Below are 19,729 nucleotides of genomic sequence, written 5' to 3'. Positions count from 1 at the left end.
AATGACTGAGAAATTTGGTGCGACTTCGACAACGGACGACGTGCTCGCAGGCGTCGATCTTCATGGCAAGCGAATTCTTGTAACGGGCGTGTCCGCGGGACTGGGCGTGGAGACCGCGCGGGCGCTCGCAGCACGCGGGGCCACGGTTATCGGCGCGGCCAGAGACCTGGAAAAGGCAAAGCAGGCGATTGCCGACGCGCGGCGCGAGGCCGGTGCCGCAGGCGGCGACATCGAGTTGATTGCGCTCGATCTCGCGAACCTCGAGAGTGTTCGTGCTTGCGCCGACAGGCTGCAAGAGGACGGCAAACCCATCGACGTCATCATCGCGAACGCGGGCGTGATGGCGACTCCCTTTGGCAAGACAACGGACGGATTCGAGACGCAGTTCGGCACGAATCATCTGGGGCATTTCGTGCTGGTGAACCGCCTGGCGTCGCTGATTCCGGCTGGCGGCCGGGTCGTGATGCTCGCGTCGTCGGGGCACCGTTTCGCGGATGTGGATCTCGACGACCCGAGCTTCGAGCGTACGCCTTACGATCCGTTCGTCGCATACGGGCGCGCCAAGACGGCGAATATCCTCTTTGCGGTGGCTTTCGATCAGCGACATCGGGCGCGTGGAGTGCGCGCAGCCGCGGTTCATCCGGGCGGGATTCACACGGAACTCGCCCGTCACATGGACGAAAGCCAGATGACGGCGCTGCTCGAAACGATCAACACTCAACTTGCATCAGAAGGGAAAGGACCGTTTCAGTTCAAGACTGTTCCACAAGGGGCGGCGACTTCGGTCTGGGCCGCGGTGGCGGCGTCGGCCGAAGAGGTCGGAGGCAGGTACTGCGAGAATTGCCATGTGAGCGAAACCGTCGCCGACGATGTTGTCATCACGCCCGTCAGCGAAGGTGTTCGACGCTATGCGCTCGATGCCGCCAACGCTGACGCGCTTTGGCGCAAAAGCGAAGAGATGGTTGGTGAATCGTTTTGACATGGCGCGTCGAACGCCATTGCAACGGTTCTCCAACGCCACTAATTCACTTTCGTACACGCTGCACGACATAGTGTTGATGCTGGACCTGGAATTGGAGTAGCGGCCGCGCTTGCCCAGCGCGATGCGTGAGTTCATGGTAGATGGTCTGCGCGGCCCCTTCGAGCGGATCCGGGTCGGCGCGATGGCAGCGACGGCCTTCTCCGCGCATTCGAAGGCATCGGCACAACCTTGGCGCGCTTTGGGCAGTTGCGTGTCGTCGAACTCTTCCCAGATCACCGTGCCACAGCGCGTTGGGCCGCAGCGGTGCGCCGCCGCGATGCGCGAATGGCATGTGCCGGTCGCGGAATTCGACGAGTTGGGCCAGCAGGTCGCTGACCGCCCCTTTACATTGCGTTCGCTGCCTTCTGCACTGGCCTTGGTTGCCGCCCACGCCTGATAGGCGACCACGATGGCGTCGAAATGGGGACGCGAGCCGCGATTCTTGTCATATTCCTTCAGGCAGGCATCGAGAAACTTGAGCAGCTTGCTTCTCGGTTTCAGTGCCAGGCTGGTGCGGCGCTTCCGCTCGTCGCGCGACATGATAGCCATCAGCGAAACTCCTTTGTTTGTATTGGCTGGCTCGATGTGTCGGTATTGCTTGCCGGCGGGGGAGGGTCTCTTGTTACGAATTTCGGCCGCTGTGTTTGTGCTCGAGGTTGTACCAACGCACGAATTGTGGCGTCCGAGTACGAGGCTCATCGACACCGCTGAACGGCATTGGGTACGACATAGAACACAGAGTCGTGAGATATCTCGGCATAGTCCGTTTTGACGCTGGTCACGTAGCGCGCTGCCACTGGTGCGCAAGTAACTTTTTATACGTCTCGACTTCTAAAAGTCATGTAGAAAAACGGCCAGATTTAACGATAACTATCGTATCAGAGTTGTCCTCCGGCACCACGGATCTTTGCCAACGCATGTATGAATGCCGGACCACTATGCTGCGCGATCAAGCGCCTGCACGTGGAACAAATGTCGGAAATGGAAGATGATTAAACAAATGGATTTCCTCGATCCCGTCGATTTGCCAAATGGATAACTTTGACCTCAATCTTTTGCGCGTCTTTGATGCGTTACAGCGTCACGGACATCTTGGTAAGGCGGCCGTGGAGCTGAATCTGAGTCAGCCCGCTGCATCCTACGCCTTAAAGCGTTTGCGTGAAGAACTTGGAGATGCGCTCTTCGTCAAAACCAGGTTTGGCATGCAACCGACGCCACGCGCGATGCAGCTAGCCCCCGTGGTTCAGTCGGTACTAGCCGATATTCGTGAACGAGTGTTGACGGCGCCGAATTTTATGCCAGACAAAGCTCAGCGCACGTTCACTATCGCAATGTCAGATGTCGGTGAGATGGTCTCCTTGCCGAGATTGCTGCAGCGGGTTACAAGTCTCGCTCCCAGCGTCAATGTGAAGACAACGTCTTTGTCTCCCAGGCAGCTATTGTCCGCACTTCAGCGAAGTGAGGTCGATCTCGCGATCGGATATTTCCCTGATCTTGATGGTGTCGACGTTTTTCAGCAGCGCCTGGTTCGACATTCGTTCGCGTGCCTCGTGCGGCGGAATCATCCGGCGGTACAGGGCCGGTTGACGAAGAAGCTTTTTTGCGAACTGCCACATGCGGTGGTTGAGGCAGAGGGCCGTCGCCAGGAAATCGTTGAACAATTCCTGAAAGAGCATGGTATCCAGCGCAGAAAGGTCCTCCATACTCCGCATTTTTTAAGCATCCCGATGACCATTGCAATGACCGATCTGGTAGTCACGGTTTCCAGCGATGTGGGCGAGATATTTGCGCGTATCGCCGATCTCGCGATTTTAGAACCCCCATACCGGATGCCGCAGTTTGACGTCAAGCAACACTGGGCCGACCCGTTCTCATGCGGCCATCCGTGCACTTCTGAAGGCATGGGCGGGGGGCGGCGTGCCCGCTGCCGACTCCGTTTTGCTGGATGTCACAATGGGGCTGCACGGTACGGAAGACGCACGTAAGGGTCGAACCGCACGCGTCGAAGCGATGAAGCATGGGGTCGAGCCAGAGCCCGTTGTATTCACTGGACGATAGTTCTGCGGGCTCGCGGCCAAGACCTAGCATGAGGCTAACGAAGAATGCGCATCACGACGACTGAAGGCGACTAACTCCAGTCCGCAAGAAAGCGCACTTTCGTAATTCTCGGTGAGACCCGTCATTCGCAACCACAGTTCACCACTTATGCCGGAGTCCGATCACCGCTGAGACTTGCGACTTGGTGGTGGAGGGGGAAAGCGAATAGATCTGCGCGTACTGCGCGTCACCCGCCGCTTTCTGATAGATGCCGACGAGAAAGAGATCGGTGCGCTTGCTGAGCAGGTAGTCCACACCGGTATTCACCTGATGCCATTTTGGACTGTTGTCCTGTGGGTGGTATTGCCCGGTAGTGAAGATATACGCGGCGCCAAGAATGAGTTGCGGCGTCACGTAGTCGGTCAGCGAAACCTCAAAATTCTGAAGTGTCAGGCGCGACGTGTCGAGATAGTCGAATCGCGCGTTGGTATAAAGCAGCGACAGGTTTGCCGGTCCGAACGCGTAAGCGCCGCCCGCTCCAAACATCCTTTGCTTGCTCACGCCCGCGTTGGTCGCCGGATTCGTGATGAACGGTGACGTGAAGCCATAGTCGTTCACCACCGCGCCGTTCGTATTGTTGGCGTCGTTCGGCGTATTGACCTGAAGGAACGCCACACCGGCTGACAGCGGCCCGTTGCGATATTGCGCCGCGGCGCTATAGGCATTGTTGTCGGAGAAGCCGCCCGGCTTGTTCGAGAAGCCGTAGAGCCCTTCAAACTGAAGACCTTTGTAGTCGATGCTCTTGTACTGGACCGCGTTGTTGATCCGGAACGTGTCGAACACGTTATCACTGTCGCCAATGTGCGCACCATATGCCGCGAACTGACAGGCCGACGAGAAGACACACAGTGTGACAGCCTCGTCGTATTGACGTCCTAGTGTTACCGTCCCGAGGGTATCCGACGACAAACCGACAAAAGCCTGCCGGCCAAACTCGCGACCGCCTTGCGACAGTGCGCCAGTCGCCACACTGTAGCCGCCTTCCAGCGTGAAGATGGCTTTCAAGCCCCCGCCCAGATCCTCTACCCCCTTCATGCCCCAGCGAGGCGTCTGCATCGGCCCGCTAGCGAATTGCCACGTCGCGTGGCCTTGCTTGTCTGCTCCTTTCTGGTTATTCGCGTAGACGATACCCGTGGAGATCAGGCCGTACAGGGTCACGCTGCTTTGGGCGGATGCCGTCTGACAGGACAGAGCCAGGGCGGCGAGAGCAAAGATGCGTCGATTCATGATTTCCTTTGAACGCTTGTTTTGGGAAAGTGAAAACGAATGCTTGAAGCTGGCCTGAAGCCGTTTGTAATTAGGATCACGAAGCAAAGACAATGGGAAGCGAAGTATTTGTTCCACCGCTGACGGTCTCAGCTTTCTCCGGTTAATTGACAACGCAGCACCGCGGTCCCGCATCGAGATCGCCTGTCATTACAAATGCCTTTCGGAGTTTGTCAGGCGCTGATGCGAATCTGGTGCGATTGCTGGCGATTCTTGCGGAACAAAATTCGCGACAGCTAGCACTGAATTTGACTACCAGTGATCGAATTTTTAGCGCGTCGAGGCTGAACTGGTGCACGAATCGCGCACACATTTGGGCGCTTTGTCAGAAAGCGTGCGCAGATAGCCGCTCTAATTTCGGCATCACTCAGCTTCAAAATTGATGCTTGCGGGGACACTTTTGGTTCTTAATAATCGATTTGACCGGCAGCACTCAGCGTTAGATGACCTGCCCCTTGTATCCAGGAAGGACCAACGGAGGAGATGATGTCAGTAATCGAAAATGCCGGACGTCGGCGTTTGCTGCGGATGACGCTTGCGGCGGGCGGCATGGCTGCAACGGGCGCACTGCTTTCGGTGCGCGCCTTTGCAGGCGACAGGACAACAGTCAACATGCAACTGGGCTGGATTCCGGGTGGCAACCAGGTCGGCGAGGTGACGGCAAAGCGGCTTGGATATTACGAGCAGGAAGGAATCGATTTCCGCATCCAGCCGGGCGGCCCGAACATCGACGGCGTCGCGATTGTTGCCTCCGGCCGATCCGAGGCCGGCGAGATTTCCTCGAGTCCGTCGATCATGCTGGCGGTCTCAGAAGGCTTGCCGATCAAGTGCATCGCGGTCGGATTGCAGCAACATCCTTACAGTTTCTTTTCGCTCAAGAAAAATCCCGTACGCACACCGCACGACATGATCGGCAAGCGTATCGGAATTCAGTCGACCGGTATGGTGCTGCTCAAGGCGCTGCTCGCGAAGAACAAAATTCCGGAAAGCCAGGTCAACATCGTGCCGATCGGTGCCGACATGATGCCGCTTCTCAGTGGGCAAGTCGACGCGGTAACCGGTTGGCAAACCAACACGACGGCGCTCAAGCCGCTCGGGGTAGATCGCGTCGACTTGCGCCTGTGGGACACCGGCGTGCGCCTCTACGCGCTGCCGTACTACGCGAACACCGCGACGCTCAAGGACCATCCCGACACCGTCGCGCGGTTTCTGCGCGCAACTGCGCGTGGCTGGGTTTACGCGAACGCGCATCGCGACCAGGCCGTCGATCTGCTCATCAAGGAATATCCGAACCTGAACCGCGCCGACGAGCGTGTCGCGATTGATTCGCTGATGGGCTACGCGTTCGATCAAACCACGCAGACGCAGGGCTGGGGCACGATGGACGCGAAGGTCTGGGAAGAGCAGATCACGATGTACGGTCAACTGGGCCAGTTCCGCGCAAGTCAGCCAAAAGTCGACGACGTGATGACGATGGACGTTCTCAACGCTACCCGTTCCTCTCGCCTCAAGGTGTAATCCATGCATGCTGCCACTATCAATCCGCCGCGCGCGGAAGGGGTCGGTTCGTCCGTCGCCGCGCTGCAAGACACCCCGCTGTCTATTAGCTGCCGCAATATCAACGTGCGCTTCTTCACCGACCGGCGCAGTGTCACCGCGATCGAGGGCTTGAGCCTCGATGTCGCGGCCGGCGAATTCCTCACGCTCCTCGGTCCCTCGGGCTGTGGGAAGTCGACGTTCCTGCGAGTCGTCGCGGACCTGATCAAGCCGAGCCGTGGCGAGATCAGCGTGCTCGGCGCGGCGCCCCGAATTGCGCGTGAGCATCGGGACATCGGCTTTGTGTTTCAGGACGCGGCCTTGCTGCCGTGGCGCACGGCTATCCAGAACGTGCAGTTGCCGCTCGAAGTCGCGGGCGGCAAGGCCCGCGCGGGCCGGGCGACACCGCGTGAACTGCTCGAACTCGTCGGCCTCAAGGGTCGCGAGGACGCTTACCCGCACGAGATGTCAGGCGGAATGCGCCAGCGTGTGGCGATTGCGCGTGCCCTCGTCAGCGACCCAAAAGTCCTGCTGATGGACGAGCCGTTCGGCGCGCTAGATGAAATCACGCGTGACCGTCTGAACGAAGAATTGCGTCGCGTCTGGAAAGAGATGGGCCTCACGACGCTCTTCGTTACCCACAGCATCTATGAGGCGGCGTTTCTCGGCCAGCGAGTGCTGATGCTGGCCGCTAATCCCGGGCGTGTGAAGGAGATCGTCCCGGTCGGGCTGCCAGAAGATCGAACGCTCGATATCCGCGAGACCCGCGAATTCGTCGAACTCGCTGCCTATCTGCGACGCGTACTGGAGACCTGCTGATGACCACGTCCGAAATGCAATTGAATCTGTCGTCACAAGCGGCGGATCCTGAAGCGCAGGCCTGGCTTGCGCGTCGCCGTCAGCGCCTGTGGCGGGCGCGCCTCTTGCCGGTACTCGGCGTCGCGGGCCTGCTATTCGCGTGGTGGGCGGTCGTGGCGGGCTTTCATGTGAAGCCGTTTATCGCGCCGTCGCCGTTCCTGGTTCTGGAGACGCTATTCAGCAAGAGCGATGTGCTGCTGCAGAACCTGGTGCCGACGGCGATCGAGGCAGTGGGAGGTTTCCTGCTCGGCAACCTGGCGGCGATCCTGATCGCCACCGTCTTCGTGCATAACAAGACGCTGCAGGACATCTTCTATCCCGTCGCCGTGATGATCAACTCGATTCCGGTGGTCGCGAAGGCGCCGATCCTCGTTCTCATCATGGGTAACGGTCTTGAGCCGAAGATCACGATCGCGGCGATCGTCTGTTTTTTCCCGACGCTCGTGAACATGGTCCGCGGACTGCAGGCGGTGAACCCGCAGGCGATGGAACTGATGCAGATTCTCTCGGCAAGCAAGCGCGAAATTTTCTTCAAGCTGCGCCTCTACGCTTCGCTGCCGTATCTGTTCTCCGCATTGCGCATTGCCGCGTCGATGTCGGTGATTGGCGCGGTGGTCGGCGAATGGATCGGCGCCACGCAAGGTATCGGCGCAATGATCATTCAGGCGACCTACAGCTTCGATTCGGCCTTGCTGTATACGGCGATCATCATGAGCGCCGTGCTGTCCGGCCTGTTTTTTCTGGTGATCGCGATTGTCGAACGCCTGGTGGTCAGATGGCAACCCGAAAGCACGCATTGAACCGAACACGAAACACCCGAATTCTCAGAGGCGAAAAATGAACATGATCAGCGATTGGATTCAGGAAAGCGCGCGCGATGTGCGCGTGGCGGCCAAGGCAAACGTCGTGGTGGTGGGCGGCGGCCCTGCGGGCCTGTCGGCAGCGATCGGGGCGGCGCGCAACGGTGCCGAGGTGATTCTGCTGGAGCGTTACAACCACCTGGGCGGCCTTGCATCCGGCGGCATGGTGCTGGTACTCGACGACATGTGGGACAACCACCTGCAGGAAATTTCGGTGCGTGGCGTCTGCATGACCTTCATCGAAAGAATGGCGGCGCGCAAGCTGGCGATGTTCCCGCGCTCGGACGAATGGGGCGAGGATCCGGCTGCGTATCGCAAGTGGGGGCGCTGGGGCACCTTCGACTTTCACAGCCAGAAGACGCCTCACCCGGTATGTTTCGCCGCGGCGTTCGATCCAGATGCGATGAAGCGCGTCGCGCTGGAGATGGTGGAATCGCTCGGTATCAAGTTGCGTCTGCATTCATGGTTCTCGCGCACGCTGGTCGAGGACGGTCGGGTGAAGGGCGTGATCTGCGAGACAAAGAGCGGCCGTGAAGCGATCCTCGCCGACGTGGTGATCGATGCGACGGGAGACCTGGATGTCGCGGCGTCGGCGGGTGTGCCGCATGTTGGCGGCACCTATATCACGACGACCGTATTTCGCCTCGGGGGCGTCGATACGGAGGCGGCCGAGCGTTTCGAAGCCGAAGAGCCCGAGGCGTTTGCGGCGCTGGATCGCCAGATCAAGCGCATTCTGGGTGGCTCGTGGGGCTACTGGTGGTTGAAGACACCGTTGCCCGGCGTGGTGTGGTGCAACTGCCCGCATATGGCGGGTCTCGACGGCCTCAAGCCTGAGGACCTGACACGCGCGGAAGTGCAGGGCCGCCAGCACATTCACGCGGTGGTCGATTTCGTGCGCGGCAAGCTCCCTGGTTTTGAGCAGTGTTACGTGATCGATGTCGCGCCGCAAACGGGCGTGCGCCAGACGCGCCTGCTCGAAGGCGAGTACGTGATGACGAAGGATGACCTCGCGCAGCGTACCCGCTTCGACGACAGCATCGCGCGTGGCCGCGACTACTACATGCCGTATCGCGTGCTCCTGCCGAAGCAGATCGACAACCTGCTGGTCGCCGGCCGGCACTATTCGGCGACCTCGCAGGCGCAGAAGATGTCACGTGAAATCCCGCCTTGCATGGCGATGGGCGAAGCCGCTGGTGTGGCTGCCGCACTCGCGCTCGGTGCGGGGGTGCGGGTGCGCGACGTCGATGTGCACGCGCTGCAGAAAACCTTGCGTGCGCAAGGCGCGGACCCGGGCGACCAGACCGGCCGTAATGCCGACGTGCCGCCGCTTGCCGTGCACATCAATAAGCGGGAGGCCGCATGAGCGTCGCAGACAACATTGCCAAGATACCTGACCTGCCGCTTGCCGGCGTGCGTGTCGTCGATCTCACACAGGTCATGATGGGCCCAGTCTGCACGCAGATGCTCGCCGATTACGGCGCCGACGTGATCAAGGTCGAGAGAAAAGGCGCGGGCGATTTGAGCCGCTCGACGTTCGAGCCGGTAGCCGGCGCGGACAATCCGATCTTCTGCAGTCTGAATCGCAACAAGCGCAGCGTGGCGCTCGACCTGCGCGACGCGCAGCAACTGGCCGATTTGAAGGCACTGATCGCGGACGCGGATGTGGTCGTCAGCAATTTCCGCGCGGGCGTGATGGACCGTATGGGTGTCGGCTACGAAGACTGCCGCCGGTTGAACCCGCGGATCGTCTACGCGGTGGGCACGGGCTTTGGCGAAACCGGACCCTATGCGCACAAGGGTGGCCAGGACGTACTTGCCCAGGCGATGAGCGGTGTGATGGCGCGCCGCGCCGATGAGTCGCTGCCGATTTCCGTGTACCCGACAGCGCTTGCCGACTATTCGGCGGGCATGCACATGGTGCAGGGCATCCTGCTCGCGCTCCTGCATCGTGAGCGCACGGGGGAAGGGCAAAAGGTCAACGTGTCGCTGTACAACTCGATGCTCGCGATGCAGATGCAGGAAGCCGCCATGATCATGATGGCCGACTCGGAAGTGAACTGGGCCGCCATGCCGCTTTCGGGTGTCTTCGATACCCAGGACGGTGCGCTGGTACTCGTTGGTGCGTTCAAGCCGAATCCGCTGCGCGACATTTGCGCCGCACTGCAGATCGAAGACCTGTCGCTCGACGCGCGCTTCTGCAATCTCAACCAGCAGTTCGTTCACAAGGCCGAATTGCAGCGGATCTTCCGCGAGCGCTTTGCGAGCAACACGCGCGACTTCTGGCTCGCCCGGCTCGAGGAGCAGGACCTGTTGTGTGCGCCGGTGCGTGATCTGCGTGAAGCGCTGGTCGATCCTCAGACGCTGCATAACCAGCTGATTCTGGAAGGCGAGGGCGAAGGCCAGCCGGTGCGCTTTATCGGCAGCCCGATCGAACTTTCGCGCGCGCCGGTTGCCCTGCGGCGCGGGCCGCCGCGCCTCGGCCAGCATACCGAAGAGGTCCTGCAACAATTACGCGGCAAGGTCGCCACGGAGGCTGTATGAGCGTACGTCTTGTCATCGACCAGCACGTTGCCACGGTGACGCTGGCGCGGCCGGAAGCGCTCAACGCCGTGGATCTTGCCACTGAAGCTGAACTGCAACGCGTGTGGACCGAGCTTGAGCATAACCGCGACGTGCGGGTCGTGGTCCTGACCGGCGAGGGCGAGCGCGCGTTCTGCGTCGGCGCGGACCTGAAGAACCCGTCGGTGAGCGGTGTTGAATATTGGGCGGCGCCGCGCCCGGGCGGCTTCGGCGGCATTGCGCTGCGCGAGACGCTGAACGTGCCGGTGATTGCGCGGGTCAACGGTTATGCTTTGGGCGGTGGCTTCGAAATGGTGCTGGGGTGCGATCTGGTGGTCGCCTGTGACGAGGCGAGCTTCGGGCTGCCCGAGGCGCTCGTCGGGCGCATGCCGCTCGACGGCGGCATGACCCTGCTGCAACGTCAGATCCCATACCGCCAGGCAATGGCGATGCTGATGACCGGCCGCCGGATTTCCGCGCGCGAGGGGCTCGACATGGGCCTCGTCAATGAAGTCGTGCCGCGCGCCGAACTGGATGCCGCTGTCGAGCGCTGGGTTCAGGCGCTGCTCGCGTGCGCTCCGCTGTCGCTGCAGGCGATCAAGCAGGTGGTCAAGCGCACGTCCACACTCTCGCCGTCGGACGCTCAGGCGTTGAGACTGCCCGCCCTGGTGGCCGCACTTCAATCCGAAGACGCGAACGAAGGCGTGCGCGCGTTCCAGGAGAAGCGCAAACCGGTCTGGAGCGCACGCTGATGGCCTATGTCATCACTTCGCCCTGCATCGACGTCAAAGACGGTGCGTGCGTGCAATGTTGTCCGGTTGACTGTATCTACGAGGGCGGGCGCACGCTCTATATCCACCCTGAGGAATGCATCAACTGCGGGGTGTGTGTTTCAGTGTGTCCGACCGAGGCGATCTTTCACGATGAAGAACTCCCGCAATCGGAGGCCATGTTCGCCGCTGTGAACCGGGATTTCTTCGGGCCGGACGCCAGTGCGCTCGGTTCCCCGGGTGGCGCGTGCGACGTAGGCAAGGTAGCCTGCGATCATCCCGTGGTCGCGGCCTGGACGGTGCGGCCGATGAACTGAGAAAACACGATGCATGCGAATGTCCTGAAATATTTTGTCGAAGTGGCTCGGTGCAGTTCGATCCGCAAGGCCGCGCAGAATCTCTATGTCGCGTCGAGCGCGGTCAACCGGCAGATCCTGAAGCTCGAAGCCGAGATGGGAACTGAACTTTTCGACCGGCTGCCGAACGGTATCCGGTTGAACGCGGCCGGCGAGCGCATGCTGCAACACATTCGCGCGACGCTGAACGACTTCCATTTGATGCGCAGCGAACTTGACGACCTGAAAGGCGAGCGCAAGGGGCACGTGTCAGTGGTGGCAATGGATTCGCTTTTCGTCGACTTTCTACCGGCGACCGTCGAGGAGTTTTCGGACGCCTATCCGGCTGTGACCTATTCGATCGCCGCCGTGCCGCCCCATGACGTACCGACGCGGCTGGTCAGTGGCGAGTATGACGTCGGCATTTCGTATGTCACGAAGCTGCCTGCCGGGCTCGATGTCGTGACCGAAGTATCGTTGCCGCCGGGCGTGGTCATGGCATCGTCGCATCCGCTAGCGAAGACGGAGCGCATCAGCTTCGACGAATGCCGCAATCATGCGTTTCTGCGGCTCGAAGGACGATCGCCGATCCAGGGCGTCGTCACCACCGACTTTCCCGAGTACTGGGAGTCGCTACAGCCGAGCGTCACTTGCAACTCGACGACGCTGCTCAAGCGGCTCATTGCGTCTGGTCGAGGCATTTCGTTTTTCTCCAAGCTGGCTTTTCTCGATGAACTGGCGCGCGGTGACGTGGTATGGAGACCGCTCGACGACGTGAACGTCAACGCGCTCACCGTCGGCGTCATCACACCGAACCAGCGCGCGCTGCCTCATGTAACGTTGGAGTTCGTCGAACGTATCGTGCGACGCCTGAAGCACGTCGACCTGTCGCTGCGCGACGCCTGATCTCCGCGTTGTCGCTGATCGCGCTTTGCCGTGGGCAGGGTGACGCCGCGTTCGGTAGTGATCGCGCGCCTTCGCGTGCATGTAATTAGTCATCTTAAGTGATGGGCTGCATTTCGGCCCTTCATTCACGACCGCCCGCCATCATCCTGATAGCGGTAGATGGTCCCCCAACTATCAGGAACACAACATGGTCACATCAGGCTATACGGATACGCGACTTCTGATCAACGGCGAGTGGTGCGACGCCGCCAGCGGCAAGACGCTCGACGTCATCAACCCTGCCACCGGCAAGGCCATCGGCAAAGTGGCGCACGCCGGCATCGCCGATCTGGACCGGGCGCTGGCCGCCGCGCAGCGCGGCTTCGAAGCCTGGCGCAAAGTGCCGGCCAACGAGCGCGCCACGACCATGCGCAAGGCCGCCGCGCTGGTGCGCGAGCGCGCCTCGGACATCGGCCGCCTGATGACGCTGGAACAGGGCAAGCCGTTCGCCGAAGCACGCGTCGAAGTGCTGGCGGCGGCGGACATCATCGAATGGTTCGCCGACGAAGGCCGCCGTGTCTACGGCCGGATCGTGCCGTCGCGCAATCTCGCGGCGCAGCAACTGGTGCTCAAGGAACCGATCGGCCCGGTAGCCGCCTTCACGCCCTGGAACTTCCCGGTCAACCAGGTGGTGCGCAAGCTGAGCGCCGCGCTCGCGTGCGGCTGCTCGTTCCTCGTCAAGGCGCCGGAAGAAACCCCGGCATCGCCGGCTGCGCTGCTGCAGGCTTTCGTCGAAGCCGGTGTGCCGGCGGGCACGGTCGGCCTCGTGTTCGGCGACCCGGCTGAAATTTCGAGCTACCTGATTCCGCATCCGGTGATCCGCAAGGTCACGTTCACCGGCTCGACGCCGGTCGGCAAGCAACTGGCGGCACTGGCCGGCGCGCACATGAAGCGCGCGACGATGGAACTGGGCGGTCATGCGCCGGTCATCGTGGCCGAAGACGCCGACGTGGCGCTCGCCGTGAAAGCCGCGGGCGGTGCGAAGTTCCGCAATGCCGGTCAGGTCTGCATCTCGCCGACGCGCTTCCTCGTGCACAACAGCATCCGTGAAGAATTCGCCGCGGCGCTGGTCAAGCACGCTGAAGGCCTCAAGCTCGGCGACGGCCTTGCCGAAGGCACCACGCTCGGCCCGCTCGCCAACGCACGCCGTCTCACGGCGATGAGCAAGGTGCTCGACGACGCGCGCAAGACCGGCGCCAAGGTCGAAACCGGCGGCGAGCGCGTGGGCTCGGAAGGCAACTTCTTTGCGCCGACCGTGCTGACCAACGTATCGCTCGAATCGGACGTGTTCAACAACGAGCCGTTCGGCCCGATCGCCGCGATTCGCGGCTTTGACAAGCTCGAGGAAGCGATCGCCGAAGCCAACCGTCTGCCGTACGGTCTCGCGGGCTACGCGTTCACTAAGTCGTTCACCAACGTGCATCTGCTGTCGCAGCAGCTGGAAGTCGGCATGCTGTGGATCAACCAGCCGGCCACGCCGTCGCCGGAAATGCCGTTCGGCGGCGTGAAGGATTCGGGCTACGGTTCGGAAGGCGGCCCGGAAGCGATGGACGCTTATCTGGTGACCAAGGCCGTGTCGACCACTGCTGCATAGCGCTGACCGATCGGCACCCGCTTTGAAACGAGGCGCGTCGAGGAAGGGCTAGTTGTCGATAGCCCTGACGGTAGCCATAAGATAACGCCCTTGCCGCTATCTGCCTTAATGACGCGCCCCATGATCACAACGCACGGACGCTTATCGGCCAGACTCGCTTGATGCAGGCTTGAGATGTCCGGCGATGCCATTTTGCCCACCCGAACTGCGCAGAACCTCCAGCGCACTTCGCTCTACCCAGTTATGCCGGAGCAGCCCGTCCTCGCCGACGTGCAGGACAGCAGTTCCCGTCATATCGATCGGTAAGCCCGATGGTTCCGAACCCATAAAGCCGTTGTTCTTTCCCGTAACCCGCCAACGACTGACGACCCGGTCGCCTATTTCGTTCTGAAACGTCTCGATCACATCGAACTCGAACTCATCGATGCTGGCGAGAAATGCAGCGACCCACTTCTTGAACGCTTCGCGCGATTTGATCTCCACTCCGCCCGAGGTTACCGTGAAGTCGTCAGAGACCAGATGGTCCGCTGCGTGTGGATTGCGTAATTGCCAAACCTCACGCCAAAACGTCTCGACGATCTGGATTGAATTCTGCCCTGCCATTTCAAATCTCCTGTTCATTGACAACAAAGAAATCGCTTCTGGTTGACCCTGTCCGGCCTTCGGAATGTTTCATTGAGCGGGCATGGTTCCCGCCGCGGTAACGTGCTTCAACAACGAGGCGATCTCAGCAATTCGCGCGCGGCGTGCGGTGAAGTTCAGCATCTGCCGCAATGAGCCGCGCGTGTCATGCATGAGATCGAATTTCCTGAGGTGCGCGAAGCATTTTGTAGTTCGAGCAGTCCCGCTCCTATCTCGATCCACGACATGCATTCATGCACTTGCTGTGCGGATGCCGCGGGCAAAGCGATCCGTAGGAGCGCGTCGATGCTACGGCTTTGCCCCGTCATTGACCGAAATAGATGCTGTCCCGTGCTTCCGGCGCGGTCACGGTACGGCGCCCGCTTTGCGAGCGGCCCGTCACGGCGCCGCCGAAGGAAGAGGCGCCGGCGCTCCCGGCGTTCGTGTTGGCGTTCTGGAGCGCGGCGGCTGCGCGCAGTTGAGCGGAGGGGTAGGTGGCATCGGGCGCGTCGAACACGCCAGCTTCGCGGGCCTGAACGAGTTCGGCCCGAACTTCTTCGCGGGTCTTGCCATGGGCGGCAGGTTCGGCGAACACAGACGACGATACGATGGCGCTGGCAATGACGACGGGGATCAGAAAGCGTTTCATTTCGTGCTCCTTGGCGGATAGATGAGAAGCTGTTCGACGATCAAGCGGCTAATCTGCGATCTGCCGTTTGCTTGTTCGTCGATCGGTGAATGCATTATTGCCACCGGCCTTCTATCCGCCAATTCCCGAAATGTGCGTACCGTCCAGGAGAAAATGCACAAGCCGTTGCTGCGCGCTGCCCGCGTCAGCCGTTACCAGGAAAGCAGCTTGCAATGAACTGCATGACGCTGCGGATCGCAGGAGCGTGCCGCAGATCGTTGTGAATGGAGAGCCATATCTCGCGCTGCAATGGCTGGCCCGGCCCCTCGACGATGCTGAGACTCTCGTCCCAGTCCCCGAGGAAGTAGGGCAAGATGGCCACGCCGACACCTGCCCGAGCGGCCGCTGCCTGGACATCCAGGCTATTGCTGCGCAGAATCACAGGACGTGACTTCGCCTGCGTGGCCAGCCAGATGTGTTGAGCGGATCCGTCGAGACTGTCGTCATATCCGATGAATTCGTAGTCTTCGGGCGCATGCGACGCCAGATACTCCGGCGACGCATAAAACGCGAACGCAACCACGCCGATCTTGCGCGCGACGAGATCGGACTCGGTCGGCCTGCTCAGACGAACGGCTATATCCGCTTCCCTTCGTATCAGCGACACATTGCGCGTGTCGGCGATCAAGCGGACGTGAAGCGCGGGGTGCTGCACGCGCAGCCTGCCTAAGTGAGGGGCAATGACACTGCTGGACATCGACGGCGGCGCGCTGATCACCACCTCGCCACTAACGACTTCCTGTCCGCCGACCGACATCCGCTCCACGGCAAACGACTCTTCCTGCATGCGCTTGCCCCGTTCGGCGATGCGTTCGCCGTCTGCCGTCAGCACATAGGCGCGTGGGCGGCGATCAACCAGCTTCAGTTCGAGGGACTGTTCGAGCGAGGCGATTCTGCGCGCGACGGTCGCATGATCGACCTTCAAATGCCGAGCTGCTTTCGCGAGCGATTGTTCCTGACTGAACGCGACGAAGTGGCGTAAATCCTCCCAGTCGAACATGAGTTTTCTCCTGTCGCTTTGATCGTTGCAAATCCCCAGGTTGGGACAACTGGACAAGCATATTAGAAGCAAACATGACAGACGTCACAGAAATTGCGTTGTGAAGGGTATGTGCATTGGCGCATATGACCTATGCATCTTTGCGGAATGGCGGGCAGCTTCAGGGCACCTTCCTGCCGTTTGTACATCGATGGCAGCGAAGGGGACATGGAGGCGACGGGACTAGATATAAACCCTTGCGCCTGCGATGCAGGATGATGGACGCACGTCGCCTAATTCAGGTGTTTCAACCAAAATTCGCGACAATTACATTAACAACATCTACCACACCGCCGATAGTATTGTGGAAATCACTACTCGTAGCCGGATATAGCACCTAGGTCACGCTCGATTCCCACATGCATCCCGCTCCGATGTACCCGTTACAACCTGCTACTGGCCAGGCGCCAGGTCATGGCGTCGCCAACAGGTGAAATCGGGTCGACGGTGGCGATCGTTTCTTGCGATGCCGCGTGCGTGCGTTAGCGTCGTTAATGCCTCCCTCGCCAACGCTCGACGCTCGTGCTGGGCGTCTGAGGAATCAGATCATTTCGCGGCTGATTGGCAGTCCCACACAGGAGGCAATATGCACATAGGCGTTCCGAAGGAGATCAAGAACCACGAGTATCGTGTCGGTCTCACGCCGTCTTCCGTGCGCGAGATCGTCGCGCATGGACACAGCGTGGACGTCGAGACAGGCGCTGGCGCAGGCATCGGCGCAGCGGACGACGCGTACCGGGCGGCGGGCGCGCAGGTTGCGCCCAGCGCAGAAGCGGTGTTCGCCGCTGCCGACATGATCGTCAAGGTGAAAGAACCCCAGCCGCCCGAGCGTGCGATGCTGCGCCCAGGACAGATTCTTTTCACCTATTTGCACCTCGCGCCGGACCCCGAGCAGTGCGCCGATCTCGTCCGAAGCAACGCGGTCTGCATCGCCTATGAGACCGTCACGCAACGCGGCGGCGGACTGCCTCTGCTCGCGCCCATGTCCGAGGTTGCGGGCCGCATGTCGATTCAGGCGGGCGCGTTCAGCCTGGAACGCGCGCACGGTGGCAAGGGCATCCTGCTGGGCGGCGTGGCGGGCGTGCCCCCCGCGAAGATTGTGATCCTCGGCGCCGGCGTGGTCGGCACCAATGCCGCGCAGATGGCTGTCGGCACGGGTGCGCAGGTCGTCGTAATCGATCGCAATGTCGACGCGCTGCGACGCATGGACCGGCTGCTGGGCGCACGCGTGATCACCGTGTATTCGAATCAGGACAACATCGAACGACAAGTGCTCGATGCCGACCTCGTGATCGGCGGCGTGCTCGTGCCCGGCGCCGCTGCGCCCAAACTCGTCACGCGCAAGATGGTCGATGCGATGAGCCCCGGCTCCGTCATCGTCGATGTCGCGATCGATCAGGGAGGATGTTGCGAAACCGCGAGGCCTACGACTCACGCGGACCCCACGTACAAGGTTGGCGAAGTCGTACACTACTGTGTCGCAAACATGCCTGGCGGTGTGCCGCGCACGTCCACGTATGCGTTGAATAACGCGACGCTTCCCTTTGTCCTGAAAATCGCCGACCAGGGTTGGCGCAAGGCGCTTACCGATGACGAACATCTGCGTAGTGGCCTGAATGTCGCGTTCGGCAAAGTGACCTGTCCCGAGGTCGCTGAAGCACTGGGCTACTCCTGCGAGGATGCAGGTGCCATCGCCGCTGAATAGCAAAAACATCGAGACGAAGCGCGGGGGGCTTATCCGGTCGCGCTCTCGAGCCAACATGGCGGCGAGAGTCGCGCCCAATCAGACTTGGTCAGGTTCCCACTGCGAACATCTGTATTGCGCGAAATTCCGTTTTGCCGAACTGTATTTGGCTGGTCGTCGACTATCGGGCCAGTTTGAGACGTTCGAGGGTAATCCACGAATCGTTGAACAATCGTGAATCAAAGATAAAACGTGTCGAAAGCCGTCGTCGGACACGGGATGTCACGAGGCCTCCAAACATGAGTTGATCTGTTATCCGAAGCGCCATGCGCTCCGGATAACAGGATGTGGTTCCGGATTTATGCGATGCCGGCGCCGAGTGCCGGAAACACGTCGGTGAACAGCAAAGTGATCAGTTGTTGTCCCGCCGGGGTGGACCAGTCCTGCGCGATTTCCGCCATGAGCGTGTTGGTGGCGGTGAGCACCACGCCCGCATCGTGCATCCGTTGACGCGAAAACTCTTCGGAAAGATCGCTGGGCGATCCTGAAGCATCCATCACTGCCTGCACGCCAAAGCCTTCGAGCGCAGCGTCAATTGCCGGGAAGATCAGGCAAACGTCGGTGGTCACGCCTGCCATGATCAGGTTCTTGCGCCCCGTGGCAAGCACCGCATCGCGGAAGTCGGGATAAGCCCACGCGTTGACGACGCCGGGGCGCTTGATTCGTGCCGCGTGCGCTTCGGGCAGGATCGCGGCGATTTCCGGAAGAATCGGGCCTTGTGCGCGATCTTCCTGACTGGACGTGATCACGACCGGCAGATCGAGGATCTTCGCCATCTTGGCTAGCGCAATCGACTGTTTGGCGGCGAGTTCGCGGTCGATATTCTTAATTAGTTGCATCGTGCCGACCTGATGGTCGATCAGCAGCAAGGCGGTGTTGTCGGCAGTGAATCGTTCAACCTTCATGAGGTAGCTCCTAAGTGGTGATGGGGCGCATGCCCCGGGGGGTGTGGCGGCCTGTTACAGGCTTCCCATCTCGCCACGTTGGTAGGCAGCGGTTGCCGCGATCAGGCTCTCCTGGCTCGCAAAAGCCATCGGTCCATTTGAAAACACGGGCTGGCGCAACGGTTCGCCGATGAACACGGCGACCTTGGCGCCGCCAGCTTTGGTAGCGAGCTTGTGCATCACCGCTTCAGTCGCGGTCGGCAGGATCGGGACACGAAGGTCGTCGAGACCGAAGCTTTCGCCATCGAGCTCCGCGCTGCCGAAGATCGGCATGAAGAAGGCGCGCTTGCCTGCGGCCACCGATAGCAGAAGTTCAGCGCCTTCCTCCAGTGTGATGTCGAGCAAGGTGACCTCGGTTGGCGGTGTCAGCGGGGAGCGCACGCCGTCAAAGCTGCCCAGGGGGACGCGGACCCGGACCCCGGGGCGCTGCACCACCGGTACGTCCTGCGGGGCCAGGCTGAGCGCGAACGGCGCCGCGTTCTGCCGTTCCCGAGGAAGGTTGATGAAGATCTGCAGCAGGTGGGTGGTACTTCCCAGCACCGCGGGATTCTCTTCATGGACCACACCCCTTCCGCCAGCGGTCCAATGCAGGCCGCCCGGCTCGATCAGCGTGCTGTTGCCGAGCGAATCGCGGTTGGCAATGCCCGTCTCCGAGTCGAGGAACAGGTACGTCACCGCGGAGAAGCCGGCGTGCGGATGCGGCGGGAACGTTGGCGCGCTCATCCAGGCGTGGTCGACTCCCATAAAAGGATCGAGTTGCGAGGGCTCGGAACCGTGCAGGCTGTATGCGCGGAAATGGCTTCCCCGGTTGGCGCGCTGCATGCGCGCAGTGACTGTCGACATGACGGCAGT

19 protein-coding genes are annotated in these 19,729 nt (G+C 61.0%); 13 read left to right on the top strand and 6 right to left on the bottom strand.

Annotation, left to right across the window (positions count from 1 at the left end; all coding sequences use genetic code 11):
- Position 1: 1 nt before the first annotated feature.
- The 3 genes from B0G74_RS35930 (at position 2) to B0G74_RS35920 (ending at position 3,006) form a co-directional block, all read left to right on the top strand.
- Positions 2-979 (top strand): SDR family NAD(P)-dependent oxidoreductase, encoded by a 978-nt coding sequence (locus B0G74_RS35930; protein WP_132381101.1) that lies wholly within the window; start codon positions 2-4, stop codon positions 977-979.
- A gap of 112 nt (positions 980-1,091) precedes the next feature.
- Positions 1,092-1,418, top strand: coding sequence for a hypothetical protein (locus B0G74_RS35925; protein ID WP_132381099.1), 327 nt, complete (start codon positions 1,092-1,094; stop codon positions 1,416-1,418).
- Positions 1,419-2,052: 634 nt separating this feature from the next.
- Positions 2,053-3,006, top strand: coding sequence for a LysR family transcriptional regulator (locus tag B0G74_RS35920; protein ID WP_132381097.1), 954 nt, complete (start codon positions 2,053-2,055; stop codon positions 3,004-3,006).
- A 211-nt stretch (positions 3,007-3,217) separates the two neighbouring features.
- Here the strand turns inward: B0G74_RS35920 and B0G74_RS35915 are convergent, their stop codons facing one another.
- On the bottom strand, positions 3,218-4,345 hold the full coding sequence (locus B0G74_RS35915; protein ID WP_132381374.1) for a porin: 1,128 nt from the start codon (positions 4,343-4,345) through the stop codon (positions 3,218-3,220).
- 525 nt (positions 4,346-4,870) lie between these two features.
- On the opposite strand from B0G74_RS35915, the gene B0G74_RS35910 reads away from it, so the two are divergent.
- From B0G74_RS35910 to B0G74_RS35870, 9 genes are all read left to right on the top strand, one after another.
- Positions 4,871-5,902: an ABC transporter substrate-binding protein gene (locus tag B0G74_RS35910; protein ID WP_132381095.1), complete on the top strand. Its 1,032-nt coding sequence runs from the start codon at positions 4,871-4,873 to the stop codon at positions 5,900-5,902.
- 3 nt (positions 5,903-5,905) lie between these two features.
- Complete coding sequence (locus B0G74_RS35905) at positions 5,906-6,739, top strand: ABC transporter ATP-binding protein (protein ID WP_132381093.1); 834 nt, start codon at positions 5,906-5,908, stop codon at positions 6,737-6,739.
- On the top strand, positions 6,739-7,578 hold the full coding sequence (locus tag B0G74_RS35900; protein ID WP_132381091.1) for an ABC transporter permease: 840 nt from the start codon (positions 6,739-6,741) through the stop codon (positions 7,576-7,578). The genes B0G74_RS35905 and B0G74_RS35900 overlap by 1 nt, the downstream gene beginning before the upstream one ends.
- Positions 7,579-7,615: 37 nt before the next feature.
- Entirely contained in the window at positions 7,616-9,001 is a 1,386-nt protein-coding gene (locus B0G74_RS35895; RefSeq protein WP_132381089.1) for an FAD-dependent oxidoreductase, read from the top strand.
- On the top strand, positions 8,998-10,179 hold the full coding sequence (locus tag B0G74_RS35890; protein ID WP_132381087.1) for a CoA transferase: 1,182 nt from the start codon (positions 8,998-9,000) through the stop codon (positions 10,177-10,179). Before B0G74_RS35895 ends, B0G74_RS35890 begins: the two co-directional genes overlap by 4 nt.
- A complete protein-coding gene (locus B0G74_RS35885; RefSeq protein WP_132381085.1) occupies positions 10,176-10,949 on the top strand; it encodes an enoyl-CoA hydratase-related protein in 774 nt (257 codons plus the stop codon). Before B0G74_RS35890 ends, B0G74_RS35885 begins: the two co-directional genes overlap by 4 nt.
- Positions 10,949-11,284, top strand: coding sequence for a ferredoxin (fdxA, locus tag B0G74_RS35880; protein ID WP_132381083.1), 336 nt, complete (start codon positions 10,949-10,951; stop codon positions 11,282-11,284). Before B0G74_RS35885 ends, fdxA begins: the two co-directional genes overlap by 1 nt.
- Positions 11,285-11,293: 9 nt before the next feature.
- On the top strand, positions 11,294-12,208 hold the full coding sequence (locus B0G74_RS35875) for a LysR family transcriptional regulator (protein WP_132381082.1): 915 nt from the start codon (positions 11,294-11,296) through the stop codon (positions 12,206-12,208).
- A gap of 187 nt (positions 12,209-12,395) precedes the next feature.
- Positions 12,396-13,841 (top strand): NAD-dependent succinate-semialdehyde dehydrogenase, encoded by a 1,446-nt coding sequence (locus B0G74_RS35870; RefSeq protein ID WP_132381081.1) that lies wholly within the window; start codon positions 12,396-12,398, stop codon positions 13,839-13,841.
- A gap of 141 nt (positions 13,842-13,982) precedes the next feature.
- On the opposite strand, the gene B0G74_RS35865 is transcribed toward B0G74_RS35870, so the two are convergent.
- From B0G74_RS35865 to B0G74_RS35850, 3 genes are all read right to left on the bottom strand, one after another.
- Positions 13,983-14,444, bottom strand: coding sequence for an ester cyclase (locus B0G74_RS35865; protein ID WP_132381079.1), 462 nt, complete (start codon positions 14,442-14,444; stop codon positions 13,983-13,985).
- Between the two features lie 343 nt (positions 14,445-14,787).
- Positions 14,788-15,111, bottom strand: coding sequence for a DUF4148 domain-containing protein (locus tag B0G74_RS35855; RefSeq protein ID WP_132381077.1), 324 nt, complete (start codon positions 15,109-15,111; stop codon positions 14,788-14,790).
- Positions 15,112-15,295: 184 nt separating this feature from the next.
- The gene (locus B0G74_RS35850) at positions 15,296-16,150 is read right to left on the bottom strand and encodes a LysR family transcriptional regulator (protein ID WP_132381075.1); all 855 of its coding nucleotides are present in this window, start codon (positions 16,148-16,150) and stop codon (positions 15,296-15,298) included.
- A 625-nt stretch (positions 16,151-16,775) separates the two neighbouring features.
- Between B0G74_RS35850 and ald the strand changes: the two genes are divergently transcribed.
- A complete protein-coding gene (gene ald, locus B0G74_RS35845) occupies positions 16,776-17,894 on the top strand; it encodes an alanine dehydrogenase (protein ID WP_132381073.1) in 1,119 nt (372 codons plus the stop codon).
- Between the two features lie 338 nt (positions 17,895-18,232).
- Here the strand turns inward: ald and B0G74_RS35840 are convergent, their stop codons facing one another.
- Both B0G74_RS35840 and B0G74_RS35835 read right to left on the bottom strand, forming a co-directional pair.
- Positions 18,233-18,838 (bottom strand): isochorismatase family protein, encoded by a 606-nt coding sequence (locus B0G74_RS35840; RefSeq protein ID WP_132381071.1) that lies wholly within the window; start codon positions 18,836-18,838, stop codon positions 18,233-18,235.
- Between the two features lie 54 nt (positions 18,839-18,892).
- Complete coding sequence (locus tag B0G74_RS35835; protein WP_132381069.1) at positions 18,893-19,720, bottom strand: pirin family protein; 828 nt, start codon at positions 19,718-19,720, stop codon at positions 18,893-18,895.
- Positions 19,721-19,729 lie beyond the last annotated feature (9 nt).

It is taken from the genome of Paraburkholderia sp. BL9I2N2, assembly GCF_004339745.1.
Taxonomy (GTDB): domain Bacteria; phylum Pseudomonadota; class Gammaproteobacteria; order Burkholderiales; family Burkholderiaceae; genus Paraburkholderia.
This window is presented reverse-complemented; position numbering and strand designations above follow the sequence as displayed.